Genomic DNA, 26,972 nt, shown 5'->3' with positions numbered 1-26,972 from the left:
TCCTGAAGGATAGTCCCTATGGCCAAAATTACCTCTAACACAGTATCGCAATTGCTCGCCGCAGTGGGTGGCAGTAACAACGTAAGTAAATGCGGTAACTGTATGACGCGTTTGCGTTTATCTCTCGCGAATAACAGCTTGGCGGACCAATCCGTCATTAAACAAATTCCCGGCGTAATGGGTGTGGTAGAAAGCGACGAGCAATTCCAGATCATTCTTGGTCCCGGTAAAGCTCAGCAAGCCGCCGATATGATGAATAAGTTGATCGACAGCTTAATCTCTGGTGACAGCGAAGAGCCTGACGCACCACAACAGGATCTTTCTGCTGTCGCTGCAGAGCAGAAAAAACAGATGAAGAGTAAGCAAACCAGTGCGGTTCAGCGTTTTCTGAGTAAGTTTGCCACCATATTTACACCACTGATTCCCGGCTTTATTGCTGCGGGTTTGCTGCTCGGCTTTGCCACATTATTGGAACAAATCTTCGTGCTCGACCAAACGCCAAGCCAGTTTATGTTGGATTTGATTGCCTACATGAAGGTCTTTGGCAAAGGTCTGTTCGCTTTCTTAAGTATTTTGATTGGCTATAACGCACAGCAAGCGTTTGGTGGCTCCGGCGTCAATGGTGCCATACTCGCCTCCCTATTTGTTTTGGGTTACAACCCCGATGCAACCTCAGGTATTTACGCCGGAATGAACGAGTTCTTTGGCTTTGCGATTGATCCTCGGGGCAACATTATTGGCGTGTTGATGGCAGCGATCGTTGGTGCTCAGGTCGAGAAAAAAGTGCGTCAGTATATGCCTGACGATCTGGACATGATCTTAACTTCTGTTGTTACTCTTTTGATCATGGGCGCGGTCACCTTCTTGATCATCATGCCAATCGGTGGTGAGCTATTCAAAGGAATGTCTTGGTTGTTCCTAAACTTGAATGACAACCCATTAGGCGCAGCGATTCTGGCAGGTTTATTCTTGATTTCCGTGGTATTTGGTATCCACCAAGGCTTTGTGCCAGTGTACTTTGCCCTGATGGAAGCACAAGGCTTTAACTCGCTGTTTCCTATCCTAGCAATGGCGGGTGGCGGTCAAGTGGGTGCATCTATGGCGCTGTACTTCAAAGCTAAAAAAGACGCGCTGCTACGCACACAAGTAAAAGGTGCCATCATTCCAGGTCTACTTGGCATCGGTGAGCCACTGATTTACGGCGTGACGCTACCGCGTGTTAAACCGTTCGTAACCGCTTGTATTGGTGGTGCTGCAGGTGGTTTCTTTATCGGCTTAGTCTCTTACCTTGGTTTACCTGTTGGCCTTAATACCGTATTCGGTCCATCAGGTATCGTTGCGATTCCTCTGATGACATCAGACAGTGGCATCTTTGCTGGCATGATGGTGTTCATCGTTGGACTGCTTATCTCTTACATTGTCGGCTTCCTAGCTACCTATTTCTTTGGCTGCAAAGACGTTGATTTAAGCTAAATCATTCTAACCCCTATAGGAATGGACTAGCTCGCGTCCTTGAGCTTTCAAGGGCGCACCCTCTCTCTACTTCTCACGACATTGATTTTATTCCGTTATTCGGAAGGGGCTTTGTCGTGCTTAAAAACAATAGAAACGAAAAGGTCGTTCACATGAAAAAGCACATTTTAACTCTACTTCTCCCTACTTTAATGGCATCGAACGCAGCGATGGCCGCTCAACTTTATCAAGCAGAAGACGGTTCAGTTTTAAACCTTTACTCACGTCTTGGCTTTAACGTCACCAATAAGAATGACGAGCATGGCGACACAAACGGCGAGTTTGATGGTCGTATTGGTTTAAATGGCTCACAAACCATCAACGAACATGCTTCTGTGATTGGCCAAGCGCAATACCAAGTAGGCGCAGCAGAATACGCCAACCAAGTGAACGACAAGCCTTCTCTGACAGCGCGTTACGTTTGGGCCGGTATTGATGCGCAAGATTACGGTCGAATCACAGGTGGCCGTGTTGCATCAGGATTGATCATGTTCACCGACATTGGTGATGTGTTCGCGTCATCAGACGTTTCTATGGCGCGCCAAGCAAATAAAGTGGATAAAACCGCGACACAAGTTTTCCGTCAAGACGGTACGCTGCAATACCAGAACCGTATTGGCAACTTTGATGCATCTGTGGCTTACATCCTAGGTAACAACACGTCTGAACTCGATTACGGCTACAACGCCGCATTACGTTACACCCTTGAAATGGGCGATTTGGGTACATTAGCCCCAGTAGTCGCAATGCAAAAAAGTAAAGGCGATGCACGTGAAAACAACAATACCGATTACACCTTTTGGGGTGCGGGTACGCGTTACTACTTGGGTGATTTGATGTTAGGTGCGCTTTACTCAGAAGATGAGCTAGAAGGTTACTTCTCTGAAACCAGTACCGATAAAGTCGTGGAGCTGACCGCAGTTTACAGTGTAAATGACAAATGGGCGCTACGTGCAGGTTACCGCTCTCTAGAAAACAGCGACGGCGACGAGCTTGAGCTGAAAGACACAACCGTTGAAGTGCAATACAAACTGACCCCTCGCTCTTCTATCTACACCAGTTACGTTGACCGTAATGGCTCGCGCGGTTACGACAACGCACAAGAAGTCTCGTTTGGTGGTGCACATGCAGATGAAAGCTACTACCACTTCGGGCTACGTTACGAGCTGTAAATGTCCATATACTCGTTTTAGTTAGCTAAGATTTCCTCCTCGATATTTTTCCTGCCTTTAAAATGTCGAGGAGTGAAATCTTCCTTCTTTTCAATGACTAGCCATTTTATGAAATCCCCAGTAGGCATTGCTGTCAATTATCATTACATGCATGTTTACTTTTTCATCATTAAGCAAAGTACTCTCTCGTCAATTAATAAACGCTTAATCAATATGAGAGCCTTATGCCTGTAAAATTCTGCTCACACTGCAACAAACCTACTGAACACAAACGCGTGATGAAACGCATCAATACTCCACCAGAAAACATCAACGGCAAAACAGCCCGTTTAATGGTGTTGGTATCACGCTGTTTTACCGGTAACCACTATCACGAGTTAACGCCTCAATTCTACTGCCGCACTTGTAATCAACACTTTCAAGGCACAGCAGAGATTAAAGACCTAAATGCTCAAGACAACCTGTCAGTTTAAAATGATTACAGCTTAAAATGATTGCTGTTTGAAATGCTCAATAAACGCCTGCGTTCGCTTTGGTAAATGCTCACGTTTAGGATAAAGAATATAGAGCGGTAGGATCGCATCCGTTTTCCATTCAGGGAGTAACGGCACGAGTTGCGATCGCTCTTCACCGCTAAGTTTCTCCAATGCGAATTCATCCAACATTGCAACGCCGCATCCCGCAAGAGTGGCTTCAAGCATGGATTGAACCAAATTAAAGCTGAGTACACTTTGCAAAACCACTGAAACTTTCTGCTTGGTTTCGATATGATGAAAGTGCCACGTATCGAGGTTTAACACTTCATTGCGATACACAATATGGTCAAGCAGATGAAGATCTTCTGGCATTGCTATTTTTGGTTTGTTGGACAAGTACGCTTTATGTGCGAACGGTTTACAGTGTAAAGAGCGCAAATGGTGACCGATATAACCCTCGGGTGGATTGTTCGTGAAGAAAAACGCCACATCAAAGCCAGACTCAATAAGATCCAAAGGCGTTTCAGAAAAGATCACTTCAAACATCACTTTCGGATATAACTGGCGAAACTCGATCAATGCTCGGTTCAATAACGCCGCACCAAATGATGCCGACGCCGCGATGCGCAAATGCCCAGCGACTCGGTCACTTTCCATCACTTGTTCATTAATCTGCTCCGCTCCTTCCATCAAGCCTTTTACTTGCTGATAGAAGCGCAATCCATCGTAAGTAAGATTAAATTGTCTTGTTGTACGTTGAATCAACTGTACTGAAAGAATCTCTTCTAACTGCCTCAATTGACGGCTCGCGTGCGCGTTTGAGCAACGCAGTTTTTTCGCCGCGCCGGCAATACTCTTCTCTTCACATAGAGCGATGTACATCGGCACGTAACTTAGCCACTTTATTTCCATATGGTAATTATGAATCTCTAAAAACAATCTACTGGAAATAATAGAAAGGCTCTACACTGCTTACAACTTAAAATTGGAACGGAGAATCACGAATGAACGCATTCGATACTTGGTTAAAAGGGCAAGTGATCAAAGACCATGTCACTAACCCGAATATCGAGGTGGGAGATTACAGTTATTATTCAGGGTTTTATCACGGTAACACATTTGAAGATCAAGCCGTTCGTTATTTGATGGGCGACAGCGTTACTCAACAAGAGTGGCAAGATGGTGCTTATGGCGAAGTGGACAAGCTGATCATTGGCAAGTTCTGTTCAATCGCTTCTGGCGCGACCTTTATGATGGCTGGCAATCAAGGCCACCGAGTAGATTGGATTTCTACCTTTCCATTTTCTCCTGAAGAGTTTGGAGCAGATGTACAAAGCGGCTTTGAGCGCGCAGGTGATACTGTAGTGGGTAATGAAGTGTGGATTGGTAGCGAAGCGATGATCATGCCGGGCGTGAAGATTGGAGATGGTGCAGTGATTGGTGCGCGCTCAGTCATCACTAAAGATGTTCCGCCCTACTCGATTGTCGTTGGTCACAATCATATTGTTCGTCAGCGCTTTAACGAAGAATGTGTCGCCATGCTGTCAGAAATCAAATGGTGGGATTGGCCCATTAACCATATTAAACAAGCAATGAAGATCATGTGCAGCAGTGATGTACGTGCGCTTGGTGCTTACTACCAAGAACACATCGCCTGATGTTTAAAAACAAAAGCCCGTGTACCTCTCAATACACGGGCTTTTTCATTCTTCCGATGAAAGAGTTAAATCGCGACGACGTCTTCTTCCTCTAAATTTGCCGCCACTTTGATTTCGTATTGGTTAAAGCTAAACACACAACCACCATGAGTACGTTTGGTAGTCACCTGTTCGTCTCCAAATTGCACTGTAACGCGCGTAAACACGCGATCTTTGGCTTCGACGATATTCTCTTCCAGCGAGACTTCAAACTCCTGCTCAGTGTGTTCTAGCTTCTGTTTAACTTCTTCAAGGCGAGCATTGTTTTGCGCTTTCATTACTTCGATTTGAGCTTGCTCTTCATCGGTACGCTCTTCTTTAGGACGCTTCTTAAATTCAAGTTCCTTACGAATCACATCCATCGTGCCTTCTTGGGCGGATTTGTATTCTTCTTTTAAGTTGGCGATACGCTCTTTGAATACAGCGTAACAGGCAAAAGCCTCGACTTTCGTTACGGTATCGCCTTCTACACCAAGCTGAGAGCAAAGTACCTTACTTCCTACTTTGGCATCACCACTGCTTAAAGTGCCGTTTTTACCGCTGGCATCAAGTACCGTCAGGTTGCGTCCACACACAATGTCGTTATTCATACTATGCACAGCCAGCTCTATGTCTTCGCCAGACTGCAATTCACAATACTGGGCGTAACTAGCACGAATCGATGTTTTGGTTCGAACGTGGCAGCTTTTCGGCTGACCATCACTCACTGTGTGGCCAATAATGCCTTTCGCGACTTGGATGTCGCCTTCAGCTTGCACGTCCGCGGATTCAATAAACCCACCAACGGTAATAGAGCCTGTCGCTTTGACGATCATGCCAGATTCAATGTTGCCGCCGATGATGACATTGCCTTTAAACTTAACGTGCCCTGTGTTCACACCCACACTGTTTAAACACAGAGCGCTATCAACTTCGATGGTTTTATCTTTGATGAGAGGCGTACCAGATACAGAAGCAATCAGAAGATTAGGATCGGCTTTGCTAATTTCTGTGCCCTTACCCGGTTTAATAGGACTGTCTTTACCGGCTTGAGGAGGAATCACTCGCCCTTGGACAGTAAAACCCGGAACGCCCTTGGTAGCAGGTGTTCGACGCATGACCTCATCACCCACGTCCACGGCAATGGTTTCACCTAAGTTTCGTAAATCAATTTTGTCGCTAGTGGTTTGGCCTTCTTTTGGTTTGAGGATACGTTTGGTGATGTCTTTAACGAGAGGCGTAAAGATGGCGTCTTTACCTTTGACTGGTTGTTTACCAACGGCGACCGGTTGAGTGAAGGTTTCTCCGGGTTTGAGTTGATTGCTGACGACCATTACTTTTTTAAGCGCCAACTTATTAATGCCTTTCGATACTCTCGCATGAGCAAGTGCTTGAACGATTTCAGGGCCACGCAAACCACGGCCACCATAAGCACCTACAATCTTCATGCTCGCGAGCATGTCGTTGTTCGACAGTTCAACTTCTACCAGAGCATTCTTAATCTGCGCAACGACAATACCTTCGTATGCTTCTGCTTTACGCTCACGAGCACAGTTAATGAATCGAACCACTTCAGCGTCATCAACGAACGCCTGACTGGCATTCATTGCTTGAAGCTGTTCAGGTAACTCCTTCTGATTTAGCTCACCTCCGAGTTCAATATCTCCCGATAGGCGAGCTAAAATCCTCGTTTTGTCTTCCGACCATTCAAGGCATATCTTCCACATAACCAATCCATCTACTACCCATCACCCAATTCAGTCTAACCAAATTCATTTTCTGAACAAACCTCTCACTTCTCAGAATCAGGCTCACATCACTAAAGGAAGCCCCGCTTTTTCTGAGGTTGAGGTAGACAGGCACAGAATTTCTAAATCACGTTAGGATTCATTTTTGGGCGGAACTGTCCCTTCATAACCAAAGCATCACGATCTTTATTTGAATATATGGGAAAGCCTCCTTAATGAACAATCTAACTTTATTAACAATTTATTATTTAGCTCACGTCACAGATAGCTCATTGCACACAACTTGTGTTTACAGTGTAAATCGAGATTGGCTTTACATCCTAACCGAAAACCGTGGTTAAGGTGGCAAACAAAAAAGGAGAGGATTTACAGTGTAAACCCTCTCCTCCCGTTAACCACTTTTACAGTGTAAATTGCTTGCTCCGTTTACACTGTAAATTTAGCAATCAAAACTTGTAGCTCTTTTCTTATCTGCGCTTCAACTTGCTTACGTCCCGGCAAGCCATATTGCTTAGCGCACGCACTCCAGTCTTTGTTTAAGAATAATTTACTGATCATCAAGTCAGACACATCAGCCAAACCACATTGCAGTAACCATTGCTGAATCCAAACAGAGACCGATTCAAAGTTGTTCCCACCTTGAGCATAACACTCGATTAAAGTGCGCTTCGTTAAATGGGACTGACAGGTAGATACCGAGGCTGGCAATAGCGCACGAAGCAAACTTGGCTCTAACTTAGGATAAGTAGACGCCGCACTCAATGGCAACAGTTCTTCGAATAGCGATTTGGCTTCGTTTATCCAAGCCTGTTGTGAGCCACACTGACGAACCATCAACAATGAGTAACACCCACTTGCCGCATCTCGCATACTTCCAAGACGAATGGATTCAAAACCAGATTGGTTCCAAAACGTAATCAGTTCTTCTGTTGCACCAAAGCTGGTGGACAAATAAGAGATATGAGGCGGCGTAGTTTGTGCCAACTGCTTTAACATTTGTTGGCCAATACCCTGCCCTTGCAAATCTGGATGCACCGCAATTCGCATGACTCGCAAAGTAGAAAGCGCACCCACATCGGCGTAACCAAGTTGATTGATAATAGTCACTGGCGTCAGGTGCCCTTTCGGACGACGTTTCCCAAGCTGAATATCTTTAACGAGATTCGAATCGAGGTTGCCCTCCTCCACAGTTAACATCACCCCGACGACTTCATTGTTATTCTGAGCCACGTAGATCTGGCAATGTTCATCTTGCAGAAGATGCAGCAAATCATTTGGCGAGGTTTGATAATGCGCATTCACAAGTAACGCAAAGCACGTTTTCAATACGGAAGGATTAGAAATCAACGCTGACTTACGGAGGTTGATTAATGAAATATCGCCAAGCTCGACAGGCTGACTCGGAGTGAGTTCTGCATCCAGTAAAAATGCTTGGTAGAGCCATGCTTCTAAATTATCGTTTGTCGCCCATCGAATAGGTTGTTGAAGATGACAAAGCTTCATTCCTGGTCTTTGCTTTTGTAGCCAATCAACAAACTTAAGCGTGAAGCCACGGCCACAACCTTCATAGCCATGAATGGTGGTTGAGAACACGAGACGATGATATTGCTCAGTAATCTGCTTAAGCATAGGAACCGGAATCGCAGCAGCTTCATCAACCAACAACAAATCACACTCAGGTAAAGTAGAGAGTAATTCATCCGGTGCGATGAACTGAATGTAGCCCTGCCCCGCTTCCAATCGGTCTTTCTTAACGCGCTCTGCTGTTGATAACAATCTGAGCGAGTGCTGATAAACAGGTTCAACCGCTTTGATGCTTGGCGCTGTGACGAGAATTCGTAATGGCTTTTGCTCTAGAAGCTGCGCGCACGCAATACCTAACGCACTGGTTTTTCCTCGACCACGATCGGCGGTTAATACTAAAGGACGTTTGCGATGCCCTGTTACCACTTTTTCGATAAAAGAAACCGCTTCAGTTTGCTCACTATACTGTTGTGCTTTTTCCGCTTGGATGAAATCTGGCAACGGAGGTAATGGTAAATTCTCCTCGATAACGGTGAGTTGTTGCCATTGCGTTTGCAGCCACAGTTCGGCGTCATCCGCGTCTTGGTCTCTATTGGCAACCACAATCAATAGCCCACCGCCGACGAGTGCACCAAGAGCCGAGGTAAAACTGTTGGCGTCAAACTCTTTTCTCGCGTCAAACAGCAGCACGTCACATTCACGACCGAGCAACATATTGCCTTGCTTTGAATTTATGCAGAGGGCATTTTCTAGTTGCCAATCCCCAACACAGAACCACGTTTGATTTTGTTGCTTTTGATGAAAGTCGGCAATCAAGGTGTTTTGCCAATCGGCATCACCATAAATCACTACGCCGTTGCGTTGAAAGGCATTGTAAGATTGGCGTTGAAGCTGAGAGAGGAATCCAGGTTGTGCGAGCATTACGTATGTCCGAGCATTAAACTGACACCATGTTATCACATCTCGATTCATGGAGACTTTGCCAAATTACAGACATAAAAAAAACCGCCCGAAGGCGGTTTCAAACAAGAACAGTTTTACTTCATTTTGCTCTCAACGAAAGCAAGAATTTCTTCCATCAAGCTGTCGTCAACTTTCTTCAAGTTAAGAGCAAGGTTGTTACCTTTACGGCTGTAGCTTGCACGACCTTTAACTAGATCAACTTTTTCCGCTTTCTTAGCTGGCTTCGCTGGTGCAAGTTCTGCAATCCAACTTTCAATGCTCTCTGTCACTTCTTTAGTAAGACGAGCCACACCTTGAGCTGTACTGCGCTGCCACAAATAACCTTCCGACGTACGACACTTATCCAACAAGTTTTGTTGCTGTTCGCCGTTCAATGTCGAGAACTGCTTATGCAGCTTAACAATCGTTGGACGACCTAAATCACCAACATTCGGGTAAGCTTGCAGAAGTTCAAGCGGAAGTGCCGCAGCTTTTAATGCGCCACTCACCAAGGCTTCACTGCACTGGAACATTTTTGCTAGTGCTTTTTGGTCTTCAGCTTCGCCACTTTCAAGCTTCGCCTGCATCTCTTTACCTTTTTCGTATAGAGACAGTGGCTTGTGCGCGTTTGCAACATCAGAGAGGAATTTCGCGTGGTCTGTGTTGATGCCGTCACCAACGTAAACTAAGAAATCCTGCCCTGCTAAGATACAAGACATACGACGGCGGCTACCGTCTAATACTTCAATCTTGCCATCTTCAGTGCGACGACCAACCGCTGGATACTGTTGACCACGTTCTTTCAACGTCACCAACACATCCGATAAAGCGTGTTCGTTTAGGAAAGATTGCTCACGAGCGTTCTCTGCAAATACGCTAGTGTCAGTCGCCACTTTATCCGCAGGAATGCGCACCAATTCAAACTGAACGGTGTTCTCGCCTGCTACAGCAAGTTCGATAGTTTGTGCTTTGTCTTTTGCCGCCGTTTGCGCTTCTTGAGGTGTCGCAACACGACGCTTATTGGTTTTACCAAATAATTTCGCGTTTAATTCAGACGTTTTCAATGCCATTTATTCATTACCCCTGATTCAATGACGGCCAGTTAGAGTGCAGTACGCGCTCTAGTTCTAGTGCACTCTTATGTACCGCATCTTGTGCAGTAGCGAGCGTTTTCTTACCACCTTCGAAGTCGCCTACGGTCAAATCAAACACTGTGCTGTAGGTGTCAGCACACGTTTCGAATGCACGACTACGAGGAATAGTGGCCATCATAACTTGGTCACCTAGAAGATAGTTCATTTCAGTTAGAACAGAAACTTGCTTCTTGTTGTCGTCTTCGAACATGGTTGGCATCAGACGAACAAACTCAAGACCGTTCCAATCTTCTGGGAACATCTCATAAACCGTTGGAAGGTGTTGGAAGAAGTTTACTGTTGAAGCCCAGTCAAGACGCTTCGCTGCACAAGGAATCAATAGCGCATTTGATGCGTACATTGCGTTCCATACTAGCGGGTCAACGTGTGGACCGGTATCAATCATAATCACGTCGAAGTCATTCGCAATCTTGTCAATCAACTGCTCTTTCAACAGACGAACGATGTCTAGCGATGGGTCTTCAGAGAGTGTTTGCCATGCTTCTGCGTTGAACATTGCGTCTTCTGGGAAAGCAGAAATCGACTTCAAGTTCGGGTATTGCGTCGGTAGCAGTACGTTCTTATGTAGGAATTCTCGATCGATTTCCACACCATCTGGCACGTTACCAAGCATGATATCAACCGCAGAGTAAATGTTGTCATGTTCTGCCACACTGATTTGTGGATTTAAGAACAAACGTAATGAACCTTGAGGGTCAAGGTCAATCAAACAAATGCGGTAACGATTATCTAAGTTTAGTGCTAGGCATGCAGCCAAATGAACCGCAGTCATTGATTTACCCGTACCACCCTTTTGGTTCTGTACGTTGATAATCCACGGTTTATTTTCTGAATTCTTTTTACGCTCATGGAATTTTGGCACTTCTGCCGCGTCCATTAGCATGTGCGCTTCATCTAAAGTGATTGAATAATGGTTAGCATTATTCTTAGTAAATTGATGGCCGTCTGCCTCCATTTTACCAATAGCTTCATCCAGCTTACGACGAGTTAAACCAGAGCGGGTTTCCATCATCGCTTTAGACATTGGTGGGAAGTAATTGTCACTTCGCTCTTCCAAAACAATCTCAATACGGTCAGCTTGAACCTGCTGCGTCAGTTCCGCTAACTCCTGGAGATTTTCAATCGTTTTTTCTCTTTTCATGCCAAATTCCGTTGGAAGGATATCTGATTTTAATTGTACAGCACTAGCATTCTAAAACAACAAAAAGGTGAACAAACATTTTGAATAACCATCACATAAAAAAACACTCACAAACGCCACTTTTATGATTCTCCCATGAAAACATCACAAAATTTAATCAAATACTTGCCAATAAAGAGATTCAAACTCGATGAAATTAAAAATGTTACATCGTCACGTATTTACAATGTAAATCTAGCATTTATCTCGGAACGATTATAAAACAGCCCTAACTTACGGGCACTGTGAGATCAATCAGGTATTGGAGTGTTTATGTGGCTTTAAGTCAAAAGAGTTCTTCCCAACTAACCCTTGATCATGCGTCCAGTGCTATTTTTTGTAGGGAATGAGGTTTCTATTGGAAGAATGATCAAGGACTGTAAATGATCATTCTTCCGAGGTAAGCATCAAAACTGAAAGCATGATCAAGGAAACCATGCTTCTATTTACATATCGGGTTAATTTTTCAATCAGATCAATTTATCGGAAAAATGATCAAGAACGTTTTTAACACGGAAGCATGTATTTTTCCCTCTAATTTACGGAAGAATGTAGATAGACTGGGGGATAGAGAGAAAACCAGAGCGTAAAATCCGGAACGATGAATTAAAGCATCATGTAAAATGTAGACAAGACAATCATGATCATGCTTCCGTTGATTTCATCTTAAGCCCTGTTAAGTAGCGAGATTCAACCAAAATGGTGGAGTTTTCATCAATTGAATAATTTCCGCGCGATATTGAGAGCAGAACGACGAAAATCTTCTCTCTTGATCATCGATCCGACGTTAATATGAAGACAAATAAGCAATAACACACGATGAGTTTTCCAAGTGAAGCCCTAGCTTCTGTGGATAAGTTGTATAAACATCATGATCATCGTTTCAGCCCTATTTTGATCATCTTTTCATAAACTTAATGATCATGCTTACGGAGAGTTGTGATCATGCTTTCTGACTTTCGATGATCATACTTTCGATAGTTACATGATCATAGTTCCGAAATGGTGATTAAAAATATCTAAATTAAACAGCTACTTACGACGATAAAAATGTCCAGATCATTAGATCATATAATCAATTAAGATCAGATTAATCAAAAAGATCAGTTATTTAAAAAACAAAGATTTTTTCTTTATTTATGATCTGTTTTTCTTTATTCTTCGGAACCATAGCGAAACTACGGCTAGTGTGATCTGGATCTAAAATGACGGCTGATGAAAAAATTCTGATTAAAGCGCCAAGAAGCCATAAGGATGGGCACCTTTTTGAGGTACACGAATCTTCTGCAGATTGGGTAGAACAATACCAACATTTCAAAGGGGTAACCAAAAGCATCTTAGAACTGCTTAATCTTATTTCACTGCGTGGATTCAGCAGCAAAGATGGATTAGTTTCAACAACAGAAATTGTTGGTGCTACCGACGGTCAACTTACGCGTGCTGCATTACAGCAACGTTTACGAGCAGCGGTGAATATTGGTTTATTTACGCAAACACCAGTCCGTTTTGAAGAAGGCCTTGCTGGTAAAACCATGCTGCATAAGTTCGTAAACCCGAACCAATTAATTTCGGCATTGGGAGCCACCAGCCTGGTGACAGAAAAGGTTCGTCAAAGCGAGAAGCAAAAGCGTTCCAAAGCGTTAGCACAAACACAAGTGAACAAACGCTTGCTCAATGAGCACGGTCTTAACACACCTCCAATGATGAAAGATGAAGCGGATCAATTCATCGTATCACCGACCAATTGGGCAGGGATCATTGACCAAGCCCTCGCACCACCTCGTACTCGTAAGAGTTATCAGAAATCGATGGTATCGATCTCTGGCACCAAAGCCGTGATTGAAACGCGATCTTCTAAAAACATCATGACCGTTGATGATCTGATGACCTTGTTTGCGTTGTTTACGCTTACAGTTCAATACCATGATCATCACAAAGATCAGTACCACATGGATGCAGCGCATGTCCCTAACAAGACGCCGTTGTACATTACCGATATTCTGTCTTTGCGTGGCAAAAAAGACAGTGGGCCTGCTCGAGATTCTATTCGTGACAGTATTGATCGTATTGAATTTACCGATTTCCAGTTGCATGAACTGACTGGCCGTTGGCTGAGTGAGAACATGCCTGAAGGTTTTAAGAGTGATCGTTTCCGGTTTATCGCTCGAACCATTACTGCCTCTGAAGAAGCGCCTACAGAAGGTCTGGATGGCGAGATTCGAATCAAACCTAATCTTTACATCTTGGTTTGGGAGCCTTCGTTCTACGAAGAATTGCTCACTCGTGATTACTTCTTCCTATTCCCGCCAGAAATTCTGAAGCAGCATACGCTGGTATTCCAGATGTACTCATTCTTCCGTAGTCGCCTAGTACGCAAGCATACTGATTGCATGCTGTTGAGCGAGTTAAACCAGAAATTGGCACGTAATATCGAATGGCGCCGATTCTCAATGGATTTGATCCGCGAGTTGAAGCGTTTGTCAGACGGCAAGGGGACGGAAGATCTTTTTGTCGTCAATCTTTGGGGCTATCACCTAACGATCGAAACGATGATCGAGAACGGTAAGGTGATGGATTACCAAATCGACATCAAATGTGATGTCGAAGAGGTCTTACGTTACTCACGAGCACGTACAACCAACGCTGGTAAGCGCAATATGGCGCCTACACTGCCAAATCCACTTCGCAATGAGATGGTGACAAGGCAGCAGCTAGACGAGCTCTCAGGCATCATAGACGGCGAATTTGAGCCTATTCAGCGTAAAGCACCGTCCCCTCGTGGCAATTTAGGCCGCCGAGTGAAGCAGAAAAAGCACTTGGTTGAGATCAATGCTGACGAGATCACCATTACTCTATCCAAATATACCTCTCCAGAGGCTCTAGAACGCAGTGTAACGGCTTTGTCAGCTATGACAGGGCATTCGTATGCCTCAATCAAAGAAGAGTGTTCTGACTTCATTGAGAAGCTTGATTTCTTGAGAGTAGGGGATGCTCCTCTGCCATACGAGACACTGAGTAAGACGGTGGAGCTGTTCAACAGCCAAAATGATATAAAGCATTTGACCATTGAACGTTTGATTGCGGGCTTGGCCGTTCGTCGGAAGGTATGTCGTCAGATTTTTGATGGGCACATGGACGAGATGGTATTCAGAGCACTTGATGAAATGGCCATTTAACATGTGTTGGGTCGATGTTTTTTAAGTAATAAGCATGACCAATTGATTCAGAATGTAACAATGAATTGCACTGATGGAAATCAGACTTAACTCTTACAAATCACTGACATTGATGAGCGGATGGCGGACTAAGATTTATCCCGAATAGACAACCTTTTGTCCTTTCTGATGATTAATAGATTGGCTCATATTGTTACATTCATTCTGAATAGACTTCGCGAGTTTCTCCTCAAGAAACTCGCTTTTTTTTATCTAAAATTCCGCTCAAAACCTAATTTATAGTCATCAACACCTTGATCATTCTTCCGAATTAATGACGTAAGCCTTGATCATGTTTCCTTGATTCATTCCAATTCAACGATCGCATCAACGCTACATGCGACTCTATCAAACAATTCGCTTGTTGTTGCCATTCACTTTGATCTTGTTGCTGATTGCAAAATTCCAACGCTAATACCGTTAAATGTTGTAAGCGTTTTAAGCTCCAATCTTTGACTAGGCTCTCGAAACCTCTCTATCGTGTTTTGCTCGTCTAACACTGTCGACCAAAATTTTCTATGGTTGGATACGCAAAGATCAAGACAAGATAAAGTGCTAGAAGAGACAGGTAATCGTAGTCGCCTGAATATTTTTGGTGCGCTGAACCTTTCGGATAGAGCGATTACGAAAGCATTGACTGAGAGAACATTGTTTGATTTTTATGCAAGATTAGAGATAGCTACTCATCAAACCATTAGATCCATACCATCTTAGATGGAGCAGGATATAACCGTAGTGATTTTTCAGAAAAGCAGCATGTTTTCTTAGTATTTAACTCTGACCTTACAGCTCAAACCTCAATCCTCAATCCAATTGAGCGGCTTAGGAAGGTAATGAACGAGAAGTCGAGAAATACTATTTACTTTGAAAATAAACGAAATTTCAAGGAGGCAATAGATCAATTTTATACTGTGAATCTTCCAGAATTAACAGGATCTATGATATCTCGAATCAACGATAACTTTCAGGCGATCAAGTTAGCACTTTAAAGTTGATTGGGGAAACAAGCTTACTTTTTCACCATAACTTCAGATAGGCAATAATTACATAGGATATCATTTTCATTATTTACAAACTAGAACTACAAGTTATTCATTTTTTATAAATTTAAATCAGTAACGTAAATAATATTTATATAAAACCTCACCTTATTATATTCGTTATTTTGGAATGAATTTATATTTAATATTTTCCCTGAAATGTATTTTCTAATGATTTTTAACGACATAGTAATAGAAGAAGCAAACAACTATACTATCCCCTCTTTTTTGTGGCCGTCCTAAATAATGTTAACGTATTTCCAACGTGAAATTGGGCTGTATAATGAAATCAACGAACCTAACAAGATTATTCCCGCGCTTTTAAATTGACGGTTGTTGACCAAGTAGAGAACGATCAAATGACCCATATAATCCCAAGAGCTATGTGGGATAAAGGCGGTCTACTGTCTTAGTTTGTCTTCGTAAGTACGGTTAGCTAGGTCGGTCTTAAGGAATAGATAAACCAAACACAGTAGGTAGTGGTATGCCTGACTCTTCCTCTAATCAAATTCCAGAACAACAGATAAAAATACTCCAGCAGCAATTTGAGGAAACTCAGATGGAAGCGGACTTCTTTGAGGTTGTTGTAAAGGTAATGGATAGAGACTTCGGTGCTCGAATCTCAAAGAAGTGCAAAGCCGAGTTATTAAGGAAAAACGATCAAAAGGCTCACAGCAACTAACACTTGTCACTTCATTGGTATTGTTAGGTAAGCCCTGTGCGCTAGCGCTTAAGCGAACCCGGAAAGAGCCGTATATCATTGACTTCGTCAAAAAGTAAAGGATTCGATATCCTCGTTTGGGAGCTCGAAAGCTTAAATACTTATTCGGTAAAAATAATGTGTATATCGGACGAGACAGTTTGTTTTTATTGTTAACACAACATCGTCTATTGGTCTTCAACCGTAGGGCTTAGTATCGAACGACAAACAGCCATCCTCGGTTCTACTGTCATCCAAACCGAATCAAAGAAGGTATCGTTACAAATAAACCGGATTTACTGTGGGTCGTTGATATTACTCACTTGGCAATGCGAGCGAGAAATACCTACATCAGCTTAATCATTGACGTTTATTTTGGGAAGATAGTTGGGTACCATCATCAACGATAATATGAAGACGAAACAGTTAAGCGTGCGTTCCTTAAGGCTTTGAAAAATATACTATGTGAGTGTGAGTTTATCCATTACTCTGATCGAGGAATTCAATACTACTCTTAGGAATATCAGTTATTACACAAAAAGTATCACGTGATTGCTCTATGACAGATCGATATAATCGTTATCAAAACGTTCTAGCTGAAGAAAGACTTGATTGAAGATAAGAAAGTAGTTGTGAGTTGGTGAAACTCTATAATGAATAGCGACCAGACTCCGCTTTAAAATACAAAACGCTCGATGAATGTCATTTAGAATTTTAATTAAAAGAGTCAAACCATATCAAGACAGGTCGGTCAGGGGAAGGGTATTGTGAGATTTAGAAGTGACTAAAGAAACTACAAATAATGGAAATAAATAAATTATGACCGTAATAGTTAGTTTTTAGAATATAACATATGAGTTGCGTATGGTTTATTGCGATTACATTCGTTTCATTTCAACTAGTTTTATAAATATAACTAATAATATTGTTAGTTCATATTTTTATAATTGTTTGTATGTGTAAGATTTGTACATTATACTTGATAGTTTACATTTTAATGACTTAGTCATGACAAAGTAATTATTAGTTTTTATAAAATTTGTCTTGTAGTTAGCTTGCCTTTCTACAATTTCATGAAACAAGAAGCTAACACTGCCTCCAACAGTTATAGCTTCGTAAGAGAGGGGACTTCCCTCTCTTTTTCAGACTTTCAGACTTTCAGACTTTCAGACTTTCAGACTTTCAGACTTTCAGACTTTCAGACTTTCAGACTTTCAGACTTTCAGACTTTCAGACTTTCAGACTTTCAGACTTTCAGACTTTCAGATAGCTCTCATTCCAATTCAACGATCGCATCAACGCTACATGCGACTCTATCAAGCAATTCGCTTGTTGTTGCCATTCGCTTTGATCTTGTTGCTGATTGCAAAATTCCAACGCTAATACCGTTAAATGTTGTAAGCGTTTTAAGCTCCAATCTTTAATCAGAATGTCTGTCATTGGTTGACATGCAGCTTGTTCGAGCTTGGCACTCGTGTATTGCAAGGTCTGATAGGCTTTTTGATGGTTTTGATACCTGGCATATTGAAATACTCTTAAGCAGCCATCGAGCCAACAAGCGATCGCTTTGCTCTGCTCGTCAGTCAATTCAGGACCAAACACTGATTCCGGTGCCTGATACAGGATCGCTTCCAATCTTTCAACTTGATCATGCTTCCGGTTTTCGTACCAATCCGAAATAAGATCTTGCCAAGTATTCAAGTCCATTAAGCTGCCTTAGTCCATTGTTTTACAAAGTGGTTTGGTCCAATTTGATCAAAGTCTTCTACCACAATACTGCTGCGGTTTCGGATCTCATCTGCATTTACTGAATAGTTTGGTTCACTTTCCACGAGATTGCCAAATGGCAGATCAGGATCTGGTACCGCAGAGATCAATAACTTAGTGTATGGATGCTGCGGATTTTTCAAGATCGCTTGCGTGTCACCCCACTCAACAATCTGGCCCTTATACATCACGGCGGTTTCTTCGGCGATGTAATGAGCGGTTGCCAGATCGTGGGTGATGTACAAGAAACCGATGCCCAAGTCTTGTTTCATTCGCTGCATCAGGTTTAACACGCCCAGACGAATTGAAACGTCCAACATTGATGTTGGTTCATCGGCAAGAATGATTTGGGAGCCTACTGCCAATGCGCGAGCCAAGTTAACGCGCTGACGTTGTCCACCACTCAGTTCATGTGGGAACTTATTTAATGTTTCTTCTGGTAGCTCCACTAGATCCAAGAGTTCGAGTAGTTTGCCTGGGATCTCTTTATCGTTTTTAACTTGCTTATGAATCTTAAGTGGGCGAGTCAGGTGATGACGAATCGTGTGGGTTGGGTTCAAAGAGCCAAATGGGTCCTGGAACACCATTTGTACCTTGCTGCGATAGTCCTGAATTTCTGCGCGAGCGGTAATATCGTTGATGTTTTTTCCATTAAAAAGGATTTCACCATCGCTGGCCGGATACACCTTGGTAATTAATCGCGCACAGGTGCTTTTACCGCAACCTGATTCGCCAACCAGCGCGAGAGTTTTGCCTGCATAAAGGTCAAAGCTCACGCCTTGAAGCGCACGGAAGGTTTCTTCTTTCGCGAAACCACCACCGACTTTAAATTCTTTGATCACGTTTTTCATTTGGATGATTGGTTCGCTCATGATAACGCTCCTTCAGTGGCTGATTCTTTATGCACGTCGTGGATATTCGGGAATGAAGCCCATAGTTTTTGAGTGTAAGAATGCTGAGGGTTATTGCGAATTTCGTATGAACTGTTTACTTCGACAATCTTACCGTGACGCATGATGGCTATGCGGTCGCACAACTGGCTCATGAGTGCCAAATCGTGAGTGATAAACAGCACAGAGAAACCGAACTCATCACGCAGTTGATAGATTTGCTGTAAGATTTCACGCTGTACCACGACATCAAGCGCTGTGGTTGGCTCATCCATGATGATCATCTTTGGGTTGAGAGAAAGGGCGATGGCTATCACCAAACGTTGGCGCATGCCCCCGGAGAACTGGTGTGGGTACTCGCCAAGTCGATCGCGGGGAATGTTGACCAAGTCGAGCAACTTTTCTGCGCGGTCCTTGGCTTGTTCATTGGTCATGCCTTTGTGATGGCGCAGTACGTCGGCAAATTGCTCCTGAATGGTTAATACTGGATTGAGGGAGTTCATGGCACTTTGGAACACCATCGCAATCTCGCTCCAACGCAGTGTGTTTAATTCACTGTCGGATAGACTCAGAATATCTTTGCCTTCAAATAGAATTTGGCCTCCTGAGATAAACGCTGGCGGCTTGTGTAAACGGTTGATAGAGAAAGCAATGGTACTTTTACCACAGCCAGACTCACCAGCGAGGCCAAATATCTCGCCTTTGCCAATATCGAAGCTTACCGATTTCACTGCGTTAAAGTCGCCGTGATCGGTGATGTAGTCCACACATAAGTCTCTGATCTGGATGACCGGATCAGAGTGGTATGCCTGAATCAGGTTTATGTCACTCATAAAAACACCTTACCAATACAAAAGATAATTATTATCATTATCAGGTGTGTGAGTTTTACGAAAGACAGAACCGTCTAATAAGTGAAGTGACTCGAAAGTTGAGTGTAATAAAAAGAATTTTTTCGTTTATAGAAGTGTGAAGAATCACGGGAAAAATGAGAGCTGGATCAGCTCACTTTTCGTAGGGGGAATTCTTCAAATTTAATCGCTAATACTGTGGTTTGCAAAAACTAAATGATGAATCTATTAACGAGTTGATGAAAGGTCGGGAGGGGTCACATTTCCCCACTGTTTTTCTTACCTCTGCATTGGGGGTTTGCTATAGATTACCCATCGAAAACATGGTGTGTTCGGAGGAAATATGTCCATTAATTCTATCGACCATGAAGAGATGAGCAACATCGCTCACAAATGGGAACTCCCAGAAGAAGAATCCGTTGTGAGACCTGAGAAAATCGTGAAGTCAGCAGAAGCAAGACGACGCATTGAAGCACTTCGTGAAATCCGTGAAAGCGGTTTGAGCATCGAAGAAGCAAGGGAACTTGGCTTGATTCACTAATTCTCGCACTACGGTAATACCAATCATGGGGTAGTCATAAGACTGCCCTTTTCATTTTTTGTTTTACAACCAATTGTTTGACTTTCTCCTACAGCGTTACTAAAGATTATATCAATAGCAATATGCTTTTTGTTGACTATTAAAACAGCAACGTCAGGAGTACGATTATGGTTGATCAGATCCTTTTCTATGAGCCCGATGAATCTCACGGCTTTCTTTCTAATTTCTGTCATGCCCCGATTCAAGTCTCAGCTCAATCTTGGCCCACCAGCGAACACTACTACCAAGCCCAAAAGTTCAACGACCTCAAACTGCAAAGTAAAATCCAATCAGCGAAGACGCCTGATGAAGCTTTCGCCCTCAGTCGTCAATATCAACACTTCGTGCGTGAAGACTGGGATGACGACAAACTCTCTGTGATGGCGTTTGTTGTGCGTGAGAAGTTTTTGCAAAACCCTCAATTAGCCAAGCAACTGATGAAAACGGGTAATGCCTGTCTAACAGAGCACTCACACAAAGATGGTTTTTGGGGAGATGGGGGAGATGGCTCTGGTCAAAACCATTTAGGGGAGATTCTGATGAACGTACGTGCTGAACTAAAACATGTAGAGCCATATAGTCTGGTTCGCTTTGTCGATAAAGCCAAACTGCCAACTCAATGGGGCACGTTTATCATGCATGGTTTTATCGAGAACGCGACAGGAAAAGAACATCTCGCCTTGGTGTATGGCGACCCTGCAAACACTAAAGCGCCGCTGATTCGCCTGCATTCAGAATGCTTAACTGGTGATGCGCTGTTCAGTACGCGTTGTGATTGCGGCTTCCAGCTTAACCGTGCATTGCAAAACATTGTCGAAGAAGGCTGCGGTGTGCTGCTTTATCTGCGCCAAGAGGGTAGGGGGATTGGCTTAATCAACAAGATTCGTGCGTATCACTTGCAAGACGAAGGTGCAGACACGGTCGAAGCCAATGAGCGTCTTGGCTTTGCCGCAGATATGCGTGACTACGCGTTTTGCAAAGGGATGCTGGAGCATCTTGGAATCGATGAAGTACGTTTGATGACCAACAATCCACGTAAGCTTGCAGCGCTGACGAAGGTGAACATCAACGTGATAGAAAGAGTGCCACTGCAAGAGGGCAATAACCCAAACAACCAACACTACTTACAAACCAAAGCCAATAAGCTCGGCCACATGTTCGATCCCAAATTTGTCGAACAAGATTAATCACAGAGAAGATATAAAAATGAAACCGCCAGCTTATCGAAGCTGGCGGTTTTTTCATGATTGGTTAGGTATGAGTGGTTAGATGTATTTTTTGATGATGTTGTCGATTTGCCCCGAACTTTTGAGCTCTGCTAGGCGCTTATTGATGAAGCTCTGTACTTCCGGCTTCATGTTCGGAGAGAAGGCTAGATAGATAGAGTAATCTGGGATCACATTACTAAAAGATTGGATCTGGAAATCGCTCATCGGAAGCTCTAAACGTTTGATGTTGTATACCACCCGCGATTCCATTTCAACAAATGCGGTATCGCCAGGGGTTCTTTGCAGAACTCGATACGCTGCATCGTAATCTTTGACGCGCATTTCATTCACGGTGCCGTTATCAAAAAACGGGCTGAGGTTTGGGTAATCAAAGCCGAGTAGAAGTACGATTGAGCGGCCTTGCATGTGCTCCATATCGCTGAATTTAAATGGTGCTTTACTGCTGGAAACCAATACATGTTTTACAGTGTAAATAGGTTGCTCTGACAAATTTTCTGATTGTACCTTGCCCCAGTTTGGGCTGCCGTAAGTCACCCAATTCTCTTCTCCGCCCGCTTCCAAAACGGAGATCATGCGTTTAAACGGATAAGTATGGTATTTCACTTCATAATTGGACTCGGCAAAAATTTCACTGACGATATCCGTCACAATTCCGGAATGCTGTTCACCCTGTTGTTCTATTTGAAATGGTCTGGCTTGTTCAGAAATCACGTAGTAGTTCACTTCACTTGCCATACTGTGCGTGCTTAGGGCTATGAAACTAAAGCCCAATGTCCGTAAGAGTCCTTTCATCCTAACCTCGATTATTGTCGTGACCAGACTATATTTATAGTAGCGCAAGATTAAGGGAGTGATTTCATATGGAAAAAAAAGAGCGAACTCAACGTCGGTTTAGCATCGGCAACCAGCTTATGTTGGCGATTTTTGCGTTGAGTTTTATCTTTACCGTGATTATCTCTTCTTTGAGTTTGTATCGTGATTTCAATGATGACCTTGCTCGTTTAGATATGGAGTTGAAGCAGGTTGAAACCAGCTACTTGTCTGGTTTTTCTGCCAGCTTATGGGTGGAAGATCGAGAGCTATTATTGACACAGGCTGAAGGAGCGATGCGTTTACCTTCGGTCGACTATTTACTCATTGCTACGCCGGATGAAGTGATCGTGGAATTAGGATCGCCATTAGGATCCGACAGTATCAAGCGCCAGTGGCCATTACAGTATGACATGGGCGTCAAAACTTATGATCTTGCAGAGGTTACGGTGCAATCGGATCTGAGTCCGATCTACCAAGGATTATGGCAAACTTTCTTTTTCCTTGTGATCGCCGAGGCGATCAAGATCTTCTTGCTCATTCTTGGGGTGCTTTGGGTTACCTTTCGTTTGATGGTGAAACCATTGCAATTACTCTCTGGAGCAGTGAGCGATTTCAGTGGTGGGCATGTGCCAAGCAAATTGCAACTGCCTCAGCGTTGGTTCTTTGATGAAGTAGGGTTACTAGAACACAAATATAATCGAAGCGTTGAACGAGTTCGTGAACACCAAAGTGAAATTGAAGACGCACGTGAAAAAGCCGAAGTGGCCAATCGCAAGAAGAGTGAATTCCTTGCCACAATGAGTCACGAAATACGTACGCCGATGAACGGTATCATTGGAGTGGCATCATTACTCGGTGATACTAAGTTAGATGATCAGCAGCACGAATATGTCGACATCATCAACAGTTCATCCGGCTCACTAATGGTGATCATCGATGATATTCTTGATTTCTCCAAGATTGAAGCGGGTAAGATCGAACTCGAAGCGGCGACCTACAATCTGCTGCAGTTGCTTAATGAAGTAGGCAGCTTGCACACAGTAAAAGCACAGCAAAAACATTTACAGTTAGTGTGCGATATTGATCCGCAACTGCCGTCTGAGGTGGAAGGGGATGTTGGCCGACTGAAGCAAGTCTTGAGTAACTTACTCAGCAACGCCGTGAAATTTACAGAACGAGGCCACGTTAAACTAATGGTTTCCCTTGTGAGCAAAGAAGATAAGCTTGCACAAGTGCACTTTCGAGTTGTGGACTCTGGGATCGGTATCGCCAAAGAAAACCAGCAAGCGGTGTTTGAGAAGTTTCAGCAAGCAGATGGCAGCACCACACGTAAATATGGCGGCACTGGATTAGGATTAGCCATTTGTGCGAAGTTAGTTGAAGTGATGGGAGGGCAAATTCGTCTCACGAGTGAGCCCGGACTTGGTAGTTGTTTTGAGTTCACCATCCCTTTGATTGTCGTCAGTGATAAGCCTATCTCTCCGAGCACGCCCAACATTCCCAATATTCTCGATTTTCCGAACGGAGAAAGTAAAACGCAGAGCGCGCCTTCCTCCCCAAGAGATGAAAGTAAACCTTGGATACTAGTGGTCGAAGATACGGCTGTGAATCAGAAAGTTGTACGTATCATGTTGGAAAAATTGGGTATGCAAGTCAGTGTGGCTGAGCACGGTGAAGAAGCGTTAGAACTATGCGAAGCAAACCATTTTGATCTCATTCTCATGGACTGTCAGATGCCCGTCATGGATGGCTTTATTGCCACAGAAAATATTAGACAGATGAGCGAATGGGGCAAACAAGTGCCAATCATTGCTTTGAGTGCGAATGTCATAAAAGAAGACCAAAAACGTTGTTTTGATGTCGGAATGAATGAATTTGTCTCTAAGCCTGTGACGAAGGAGCGGTTGCAGCAAATTTTTGAGCAGCACTTACCACAAGAGCTGCAAACTCGGGATAAACCTAAAGAAGCAACTTGAAATTGATCAAGATAAGCGCGTTTCTATTCTTAAATGGTAATTCTGTATGTTATAGTGCGCGGCTAGTATTTAAAGTACCTTGAGGCTGTGAATGTCGTTCAATCTATCCTTGTTGCCGCCTGACGAGAAAAATAAAATCGAACTTGATAAACAAGCGTCGTTTTTAGTTTGGAAACTCAAAGAGGCCAAATCTGGTCCTGAGGCGATAGAAGAACAATTGTCTAAGATTAACGACGCTGGCGAAAAAGTGTTTTTTCAACAGGCAGTCGATAAGTACAAACGAGTAATGGGTGTCGCGTAAAGCGAATCGTGGCGGTAAATGAAATTACCGCGGCGGAAGAGGTGACCTCCCCATTCCTTTGCAGGGCGAAATGGAAAAAGTTTCGCTTTTTGCTAAAATCCTTCGCATTAAATTTGAATTTAGAGAGACATCCCGATGGGAAGAAGTTTTGAAGTGCGCAAAGCCTCTATGGCGAAAACTGCAGGCGCAAAAATTAAAGTTTATTCCAAATACGGTAAAGAAATTTACATGTGCGCTAAAAACGGTGGCGGTGATCCAGACATGAACTTGTCTCTGAAGCACCTGATCAGTAAAGCGAAAAGAGACCAAGTACCTGCACACGTTATCGATAAAGCGATCGATAAAGCGAACGGCGGTGGCGGTGAAGATTACGCACCAGCACGTTACGAAGGTTTTGGCCCTGGCGGCACAAGTGTGATTGTTGACTGTCTGACAGACAACGGTAACCGTACTTTCCAAGACGTTCGCCAATGTTTCGTTAAAACAGGCGCGAAGATCGGTGTTGAAGGTTCAGTTTCTCACATGTTCGATCACCAAGCAGTATTCCAGTTCAAAGGCGAAGATGATGAAGTCATTCTTGAAACGCTAATGATGGACGACGTTGATGTTACTGACGTTGAACTAGAAGACGGCGTGATCACTGTATTCGCTCCTCATACAGAGTTCTTCAAAACGAAAACTGCACTTAACGCAGCATTCCCAGATCTCGTGATCGACGTTGAAGAAATCACATTCGTTCCGCAAACTCACACGCCAGTAGCGGGTGAAGATGCAGAGAAATTCCAGAAGTTCCTAGACCTTCTAGATGACTGTGACGACGTTCAGCAGGTATACCACAACGGCGAACTGTAATTCGGTTCTCCAGTTGTAAAAAAGGCTTCCCCGAGGGAAGCCTTTTTTGATCGTGTTGTTTGTCTTTTCTATTGTGACTAGCGTTTAGGTGTTTCGGTACTTGGAATAACACAGCGACATGATCACGCCAAAACAGATGCCTTGAGTCAGCATCGCCGTACCACCATAGCTAAAGAATGGCAGTGGACTCCCCATTACTGGCAATAAACCACTGACCATACCTGTGTTGATGAAGGCATAAAGGAAGAAGCTCATTGCCAATGCGCCACTCACTAAGCGACTGAAGAAATGCTCAGATTGGCACGCCAGCAGCATCACACGTGCCGTAATGAACAAATACAGCGCTAACAACACCACACAACCAATAAAGCCCCATTCTTCTGCGTAGGTCGAGAAGATGAAGTCAGTATGGCTTTCAGGGATAAAGCCTAGTGTACCTTGAGTGGCATTCATCCAGCCTTTACCTTTCATGCCGCCAGAACCAATCGCAATCAATGATTGGATGATTTGGTAGCCCGAACCCAATGGATCCGATTCAGGGTGCAAGAACTGCGTTACACGGCTTTTTTGATACGCTTCCATCACAAAGAACCAAAGTATTGGTGCCAGCGTTAGAATGCTCACCAAAAAGCCGCCAATTATCTTCCAGCTCATGCCTGCAAAGAACAGCACAAACAACGCGTAAATCACGGTGAAGATAGCGCCGTCCAAGTCTGGTTGTAAGGCAATCAAGCCAGCAGGCACAAAGGTGATCAGCAAACAGAAAGCAATTTTGCGAATGTCTGGTCGGCCACCTTCTAGATGCAGCATCCACGCGATCATAATGGGGATTGAAAGCTTGATAAGTTCCGAAGGCTGGAAGCGGAAGAAGCCGATGTCGAGCCAACGCTGCGAGCCATTGGTGCTATCGCCAAATAGGGCAACTGCCGCCAAGAGCGAAACCGCAACCAGATACAAATAAGGCGCTGCACGTTGATAGCTGGACGCTGGAATCGACGACATGACCAAAATACACACCAGCGTCAAACCGCATCGAGCGAGGTGTTTAAAGAGCATAGCTTCATTGAATCCACTGGCACTCCAGAGAGTGAGCGAGCTCAATAGCATGATCGGAATGATCGCCATCAGCAATGGCAAATCAATCCTAGGGAAGAAACGCTTGTTCATCTTCTACAACCTAAAAACGCCCCAATGCGGGGCGAAAACAACCAGAACTCTGCGAGCTCAAACATTCCGATGCTAAGAATCCTATTTGGAAATAACAGACACCACGCAAAGGTGTGCAAGAGAGGAGTGTGCGACGACGCCTGTTATGGGTAAGCTGACTTGGAAAGTCGTGGGAAGGATAAATACACCAGGCTGAGGTTTTGCGCC

Annotated in this window: 20 protein-coding genes and 2 pseudogenes; 11 read left to right on the top strand and 11 right to left on the bottom strand. The window is 43.7% G+C overall.

From position 1 onward, the window contains the following. Positions 1–18: 18 nt before the first annotated feature. The 3 genes from murP to C1S73_RS18580 all read left to right on the top strand — a co-directional run bounded on the left by murP (position 19) and on the right by C1S73_RS18580 (position 3,157). On the top strand, positions 19–1,473 hold the full coding sequence (murP, locus tag C1S73_RS18590) for a PTS N-acetylmuramic acid transporter subunit IIBC (protein WP_038871588.1): 1,455 nt from the start codon (positions 19–21) through the stop codon (positions 1,471–1,473). Positions 1,474–1,625: 152 nt separating this feature from the next. Next, on the top strand, positions 1,626–2,684 hold the full coding sequence (locus tag C1S73_RS18585; protein WP_038871589.1) for a porin: 1,059 nt from the start codon (positions 1,626–1,628) through the stop codon (positions 2,682–2,684). Between the two features lie 224 nt (positions 2,685–2,908). Continuing rightward, positions 2,909–3,157, top strand: coding sequence for a hypothetical protein (locus tag C1S73_RS18580; RefSeq protein ID WP_038871592.1), 249 nt, complete (start codon positions 2,909–2,911; stop codon positions 3,155–3,157). Positions 3,158–3,169: 12 nt separating this feature from the next. On the opposite strand, the gene C1S73_RS18575 is transcribed toward C1S73_RS18580, so the two are convergent. Continuing rightward, complete coding sequence (locus C1S73_RS18575) at positions 3,170–4,072, bottom strand: LysR family transcriptional regulator (RefSeq protein WP_038871595.1); 903 nt, start codon at positions 4,070–4,072, stop codon at positions 3,170–3,172. 92 nt (positions 4,073–4,164) lie between these two features. Between C1S73_RS18575 and C1S73_RS18570 the strand changes: the two genes are divergently transcribed. Beyond that, the gene (locus C1S73_RS18570; RefSeq protein WP_038871598.1) at positions 4,165–4,818 is read left to right on the top strand and encodes a CatB-related O-acetyltransferase; all 654 of its coding nucleotides are present in this window, start codon (positions 4,165–4,167) and stop codon (positions 4,816–4,818) included. A gap of 65 nt (positions 4,819–4,883) precedes the next feature. Here the strand turns inward: C1S73_RS18570 and C1S73_RS18565 are convergent, their stop codons facing one another. The 4 genes from C1S73_RS18565 to C1S73_RS18550 all read right to left on the bottom strand — a co-directional run bounded on the left by C1S73_RS18565 (position 4,884) and on the right by C1S73_RS18550 (position 11,345). Further along, entirely contained in the window at positions 4,884–6,563 is a 1,680-nt protein-coding gene (locus C1S73_RS18565) for a DUF342 domain-containing protein (protein ID WP_038871601.1), read from the bottom strand. Between the two features lie 447 nt (positions 6,564–7,010). Next, positions 7,011–9,029: a tRNA(Met) cytidine acetyltransferase TmcA gene (locus C1S73_RS18560; RefSeq protein ID WP_038871603.1), complete on the bottom strand. Its 2,019-nt coding sequence runs from the start codon at positions 9,027–9,029 to the stop codon at positions 7,011–7,013. A 116-nt stretch (positions 9,030–9,145) separates the two neighbouring features. Then, positions 9,146–10,120, bottom strand: coding sequence for a ParB/RepB/Spo0J family partition protein (locus C1S73_RS18555; protein ID WP_012130357.1), 975 nt, complete (start codon positions 10,118–10,120; stop codon positions 9,146–9,148). Between the two features lie 7 nt (positions 10,121–10,127). Further along, positions 10,128–11,345, bottom strand: a complete 1,218-nt coding sequence (locus C1S73_RS18550) for an AAA family ATPase (protein WP_038871606.1) — start codon at positions 11,343–11,345, stop codon at positions 10,128–10,130. A 1,244-nt stretch (positions 11,346–12,589) separates the two neighbouring features. Here C1S73_RS18550 and C1S73_RS18545 point away from each other — a divergent pair. Beyond that, positions 12,590–14,560 carry a replication initiator protein RctB domain-containing protein gene (locus C1S73_RS18545; RefSeq protein WP_038871608.1) on the top strand — a complete coding sequence of 657 codons (1,971 nt, stop codon included), beginning with the start codon at positions 12,590–12,592 and terminating at the stop codon, positions 14,558–14,560. 310 nt (positions 14,561–14,870) lie between these two features. Here the strand turns inward: C1S73_RS18545 and C1S73_RS28155 are convergent. Beyond that, positions 14,871–15,059, bottom strand: a pseudogene (locus tag C1S73_RS28155) (transcriptional regulator); the annotation flags it as partial. A 906-nt stretch (positions 15,060–15,965) separates the two neighbouring features. Between C1S73_RS28155 and C1S73_RS18535 the strand changes: the two are divergent. Next, positions 15,966–17,000, top strand: a pseudogene (locus C1S73_RS18535) (transposase). 593 nt (positions 17,001–17,593) lie between these two features. Here C1S73_RS18535 and C1S73_RS18530 read toward each other — a convergent pair. Genes C1S73_RS18530 through C1S73_RS18520 form a run of 3 tightly spaced genes read right to left on the bottom strand, consistent with a single transcriptional unit; the run spans position 17,594 to position 19,829 of the window. After that, entirely contained in the window at positions 17,594–18,046 is a 453-nt protein-coding gene (locus C1S73_RS18530) for a hypothetical protein (protein WP_038869898.1), read from the bottom strand. Next, positions 18,046–18,978 carry an ABC transporter ATP-binding protein gene (locus C1S73_RS18525; protein WP_038869897.1) on the bottom strand — a complete coding sequence of 311 codons (933 nt, stop codon included), beginning with the start codon at positions 18,976–18,978 and terminating at the stop codon, positions 18,046–18,048. Before C1S73_RS18525 ends, C1S73_RS18530 begins: the two co-directional genes overlap by 1 nt. Continuing rightward, positions 18,975–19,829, bottom strand: a complete 855-nt coding sequence (locus tag C1S73_RS18520; protein WP_038869895.1) for an ABC transporter ATP-binding protein — start codon at positions 19,827–19,829, stop codon at positions 18,975–18,977. The genes C1S73_RS18525 and C1S73_RS18520 overlap by 4 nt, the downstream gene beginning before the upstream one ends. 361 nt (positions 19,830–20,190) lie before the next feature. Here C1S73_RS18520 and C1S73_RS18515 point away from each other — a divergent pair, with 361 nt between their 5' ends. Further along, a complete protein-coding gene (locus C1S73_RS18515) occupies positions 20,191–20,388 on the top strand; it encodes a hypothetical protein (RefSeq protein WP_038869893.1) in 198 nt (65 codons plus the stop codon). 167 nt (positions 20,389–20,555) lie between these two features. After that, positions 20,556–21,614: a GTP cyclohydrolase II gene (ribA, locus tag C1S73_RS18510; RefSeq protein WP_081634776.1), complete on the top strand. Its 1,059-nt coding sequence runs from the start codon at positions 20,556–20,558 to the stop codon at positions 21,612–21,614. Positions 21,615–21,692: 78 nt separating this feature from the next. Here the strand turns inward: ribA and C1S73_RS18505 are convergent, their stop codons facing one another. After that, entirely contained in the window at positions 21,693–22,448 is a 756-nt protein-coding gene (locus C1S73_RS18505; RefSeq protein ID WP_038869892.1) for a substrate-binding periplasmic protein, read from the bottom strand. A gap of 68 nt (positions 22,449–22,516) precedes the next feature. Here C1S73_RS18505 and C1S73_RS18500 point away from each other — a divergent pair, with 68 nt between their 5' ends. The 3 genes from C1S73_RS18500 to C1S73_RS18490 all read left to right on the top strand — a co-directional run bounded on the left by C1S73_RS18500 (position 22,517) and on the right by C1S73_RS18490 (position 25,598). Further along, on the top strand, positions 22,517–24,445 hold the full coding sequence (locus tag C1S73_RS18500; protein WP_038869890.1) for an ATP-binding protein: 1,929 nt from the start codon (positions 22,517–22,519) through the stop codon (positions 24,443–24,445). A 91-nt stretch (positions 24,446–24,536) separates the two neighbouring features. After that, entirely contained in the window at positions 24,537–24,746 is a 210-nt protein-coding gene (locus C1S73_RS18495; protein ID WP_038869889.1) for a DUF3283 family protein, read from the top strand. A gap of 135 nt (positions 24,747–24,881) precedes the next feature. Further along, a complete protein-coding gene (locus C1S73_RS18490; protein ID WP_038869888.1) occupies positions 24,882–25,598 on the top strand; it encodes a YebC/PmpR family DNA-binding transcriptional regulator in 717 nt (238 codons plus the stop codon). Positions 25,599–25,682: 84 nt separating this feature from the next. On the opposite strand, the gene rodA is transcribed toward C1S73_RS18490, so the two are convergent. Continuing rightward, positions 25,683–26,765, bottom strand: coding sequence for a rod shape-determining protein RodA (gene rodA / locus C1S73_RS18485; RefSeq protein WP_038869887.1), 1,083 nt, complete (start codon positions 26,763–26,765; stop codon positions 25,683–25,685). Positions 26,766–26,972: the final 207 nt, after the last annotated feature.

It is taken from the genome of Vibrio jasicida 090810c (assembly GCF_002887615.1).
GTDB classification, from domain to species: Bacteria; Pseudomonadota; Gammaproteobacteria; order Enterobacterales; family Vibrionaceae; genus Vibrio; species Vibrio jasicida.
This window is presented reverse-complemented; position numbering and strand designations above follow the sequence as displayed.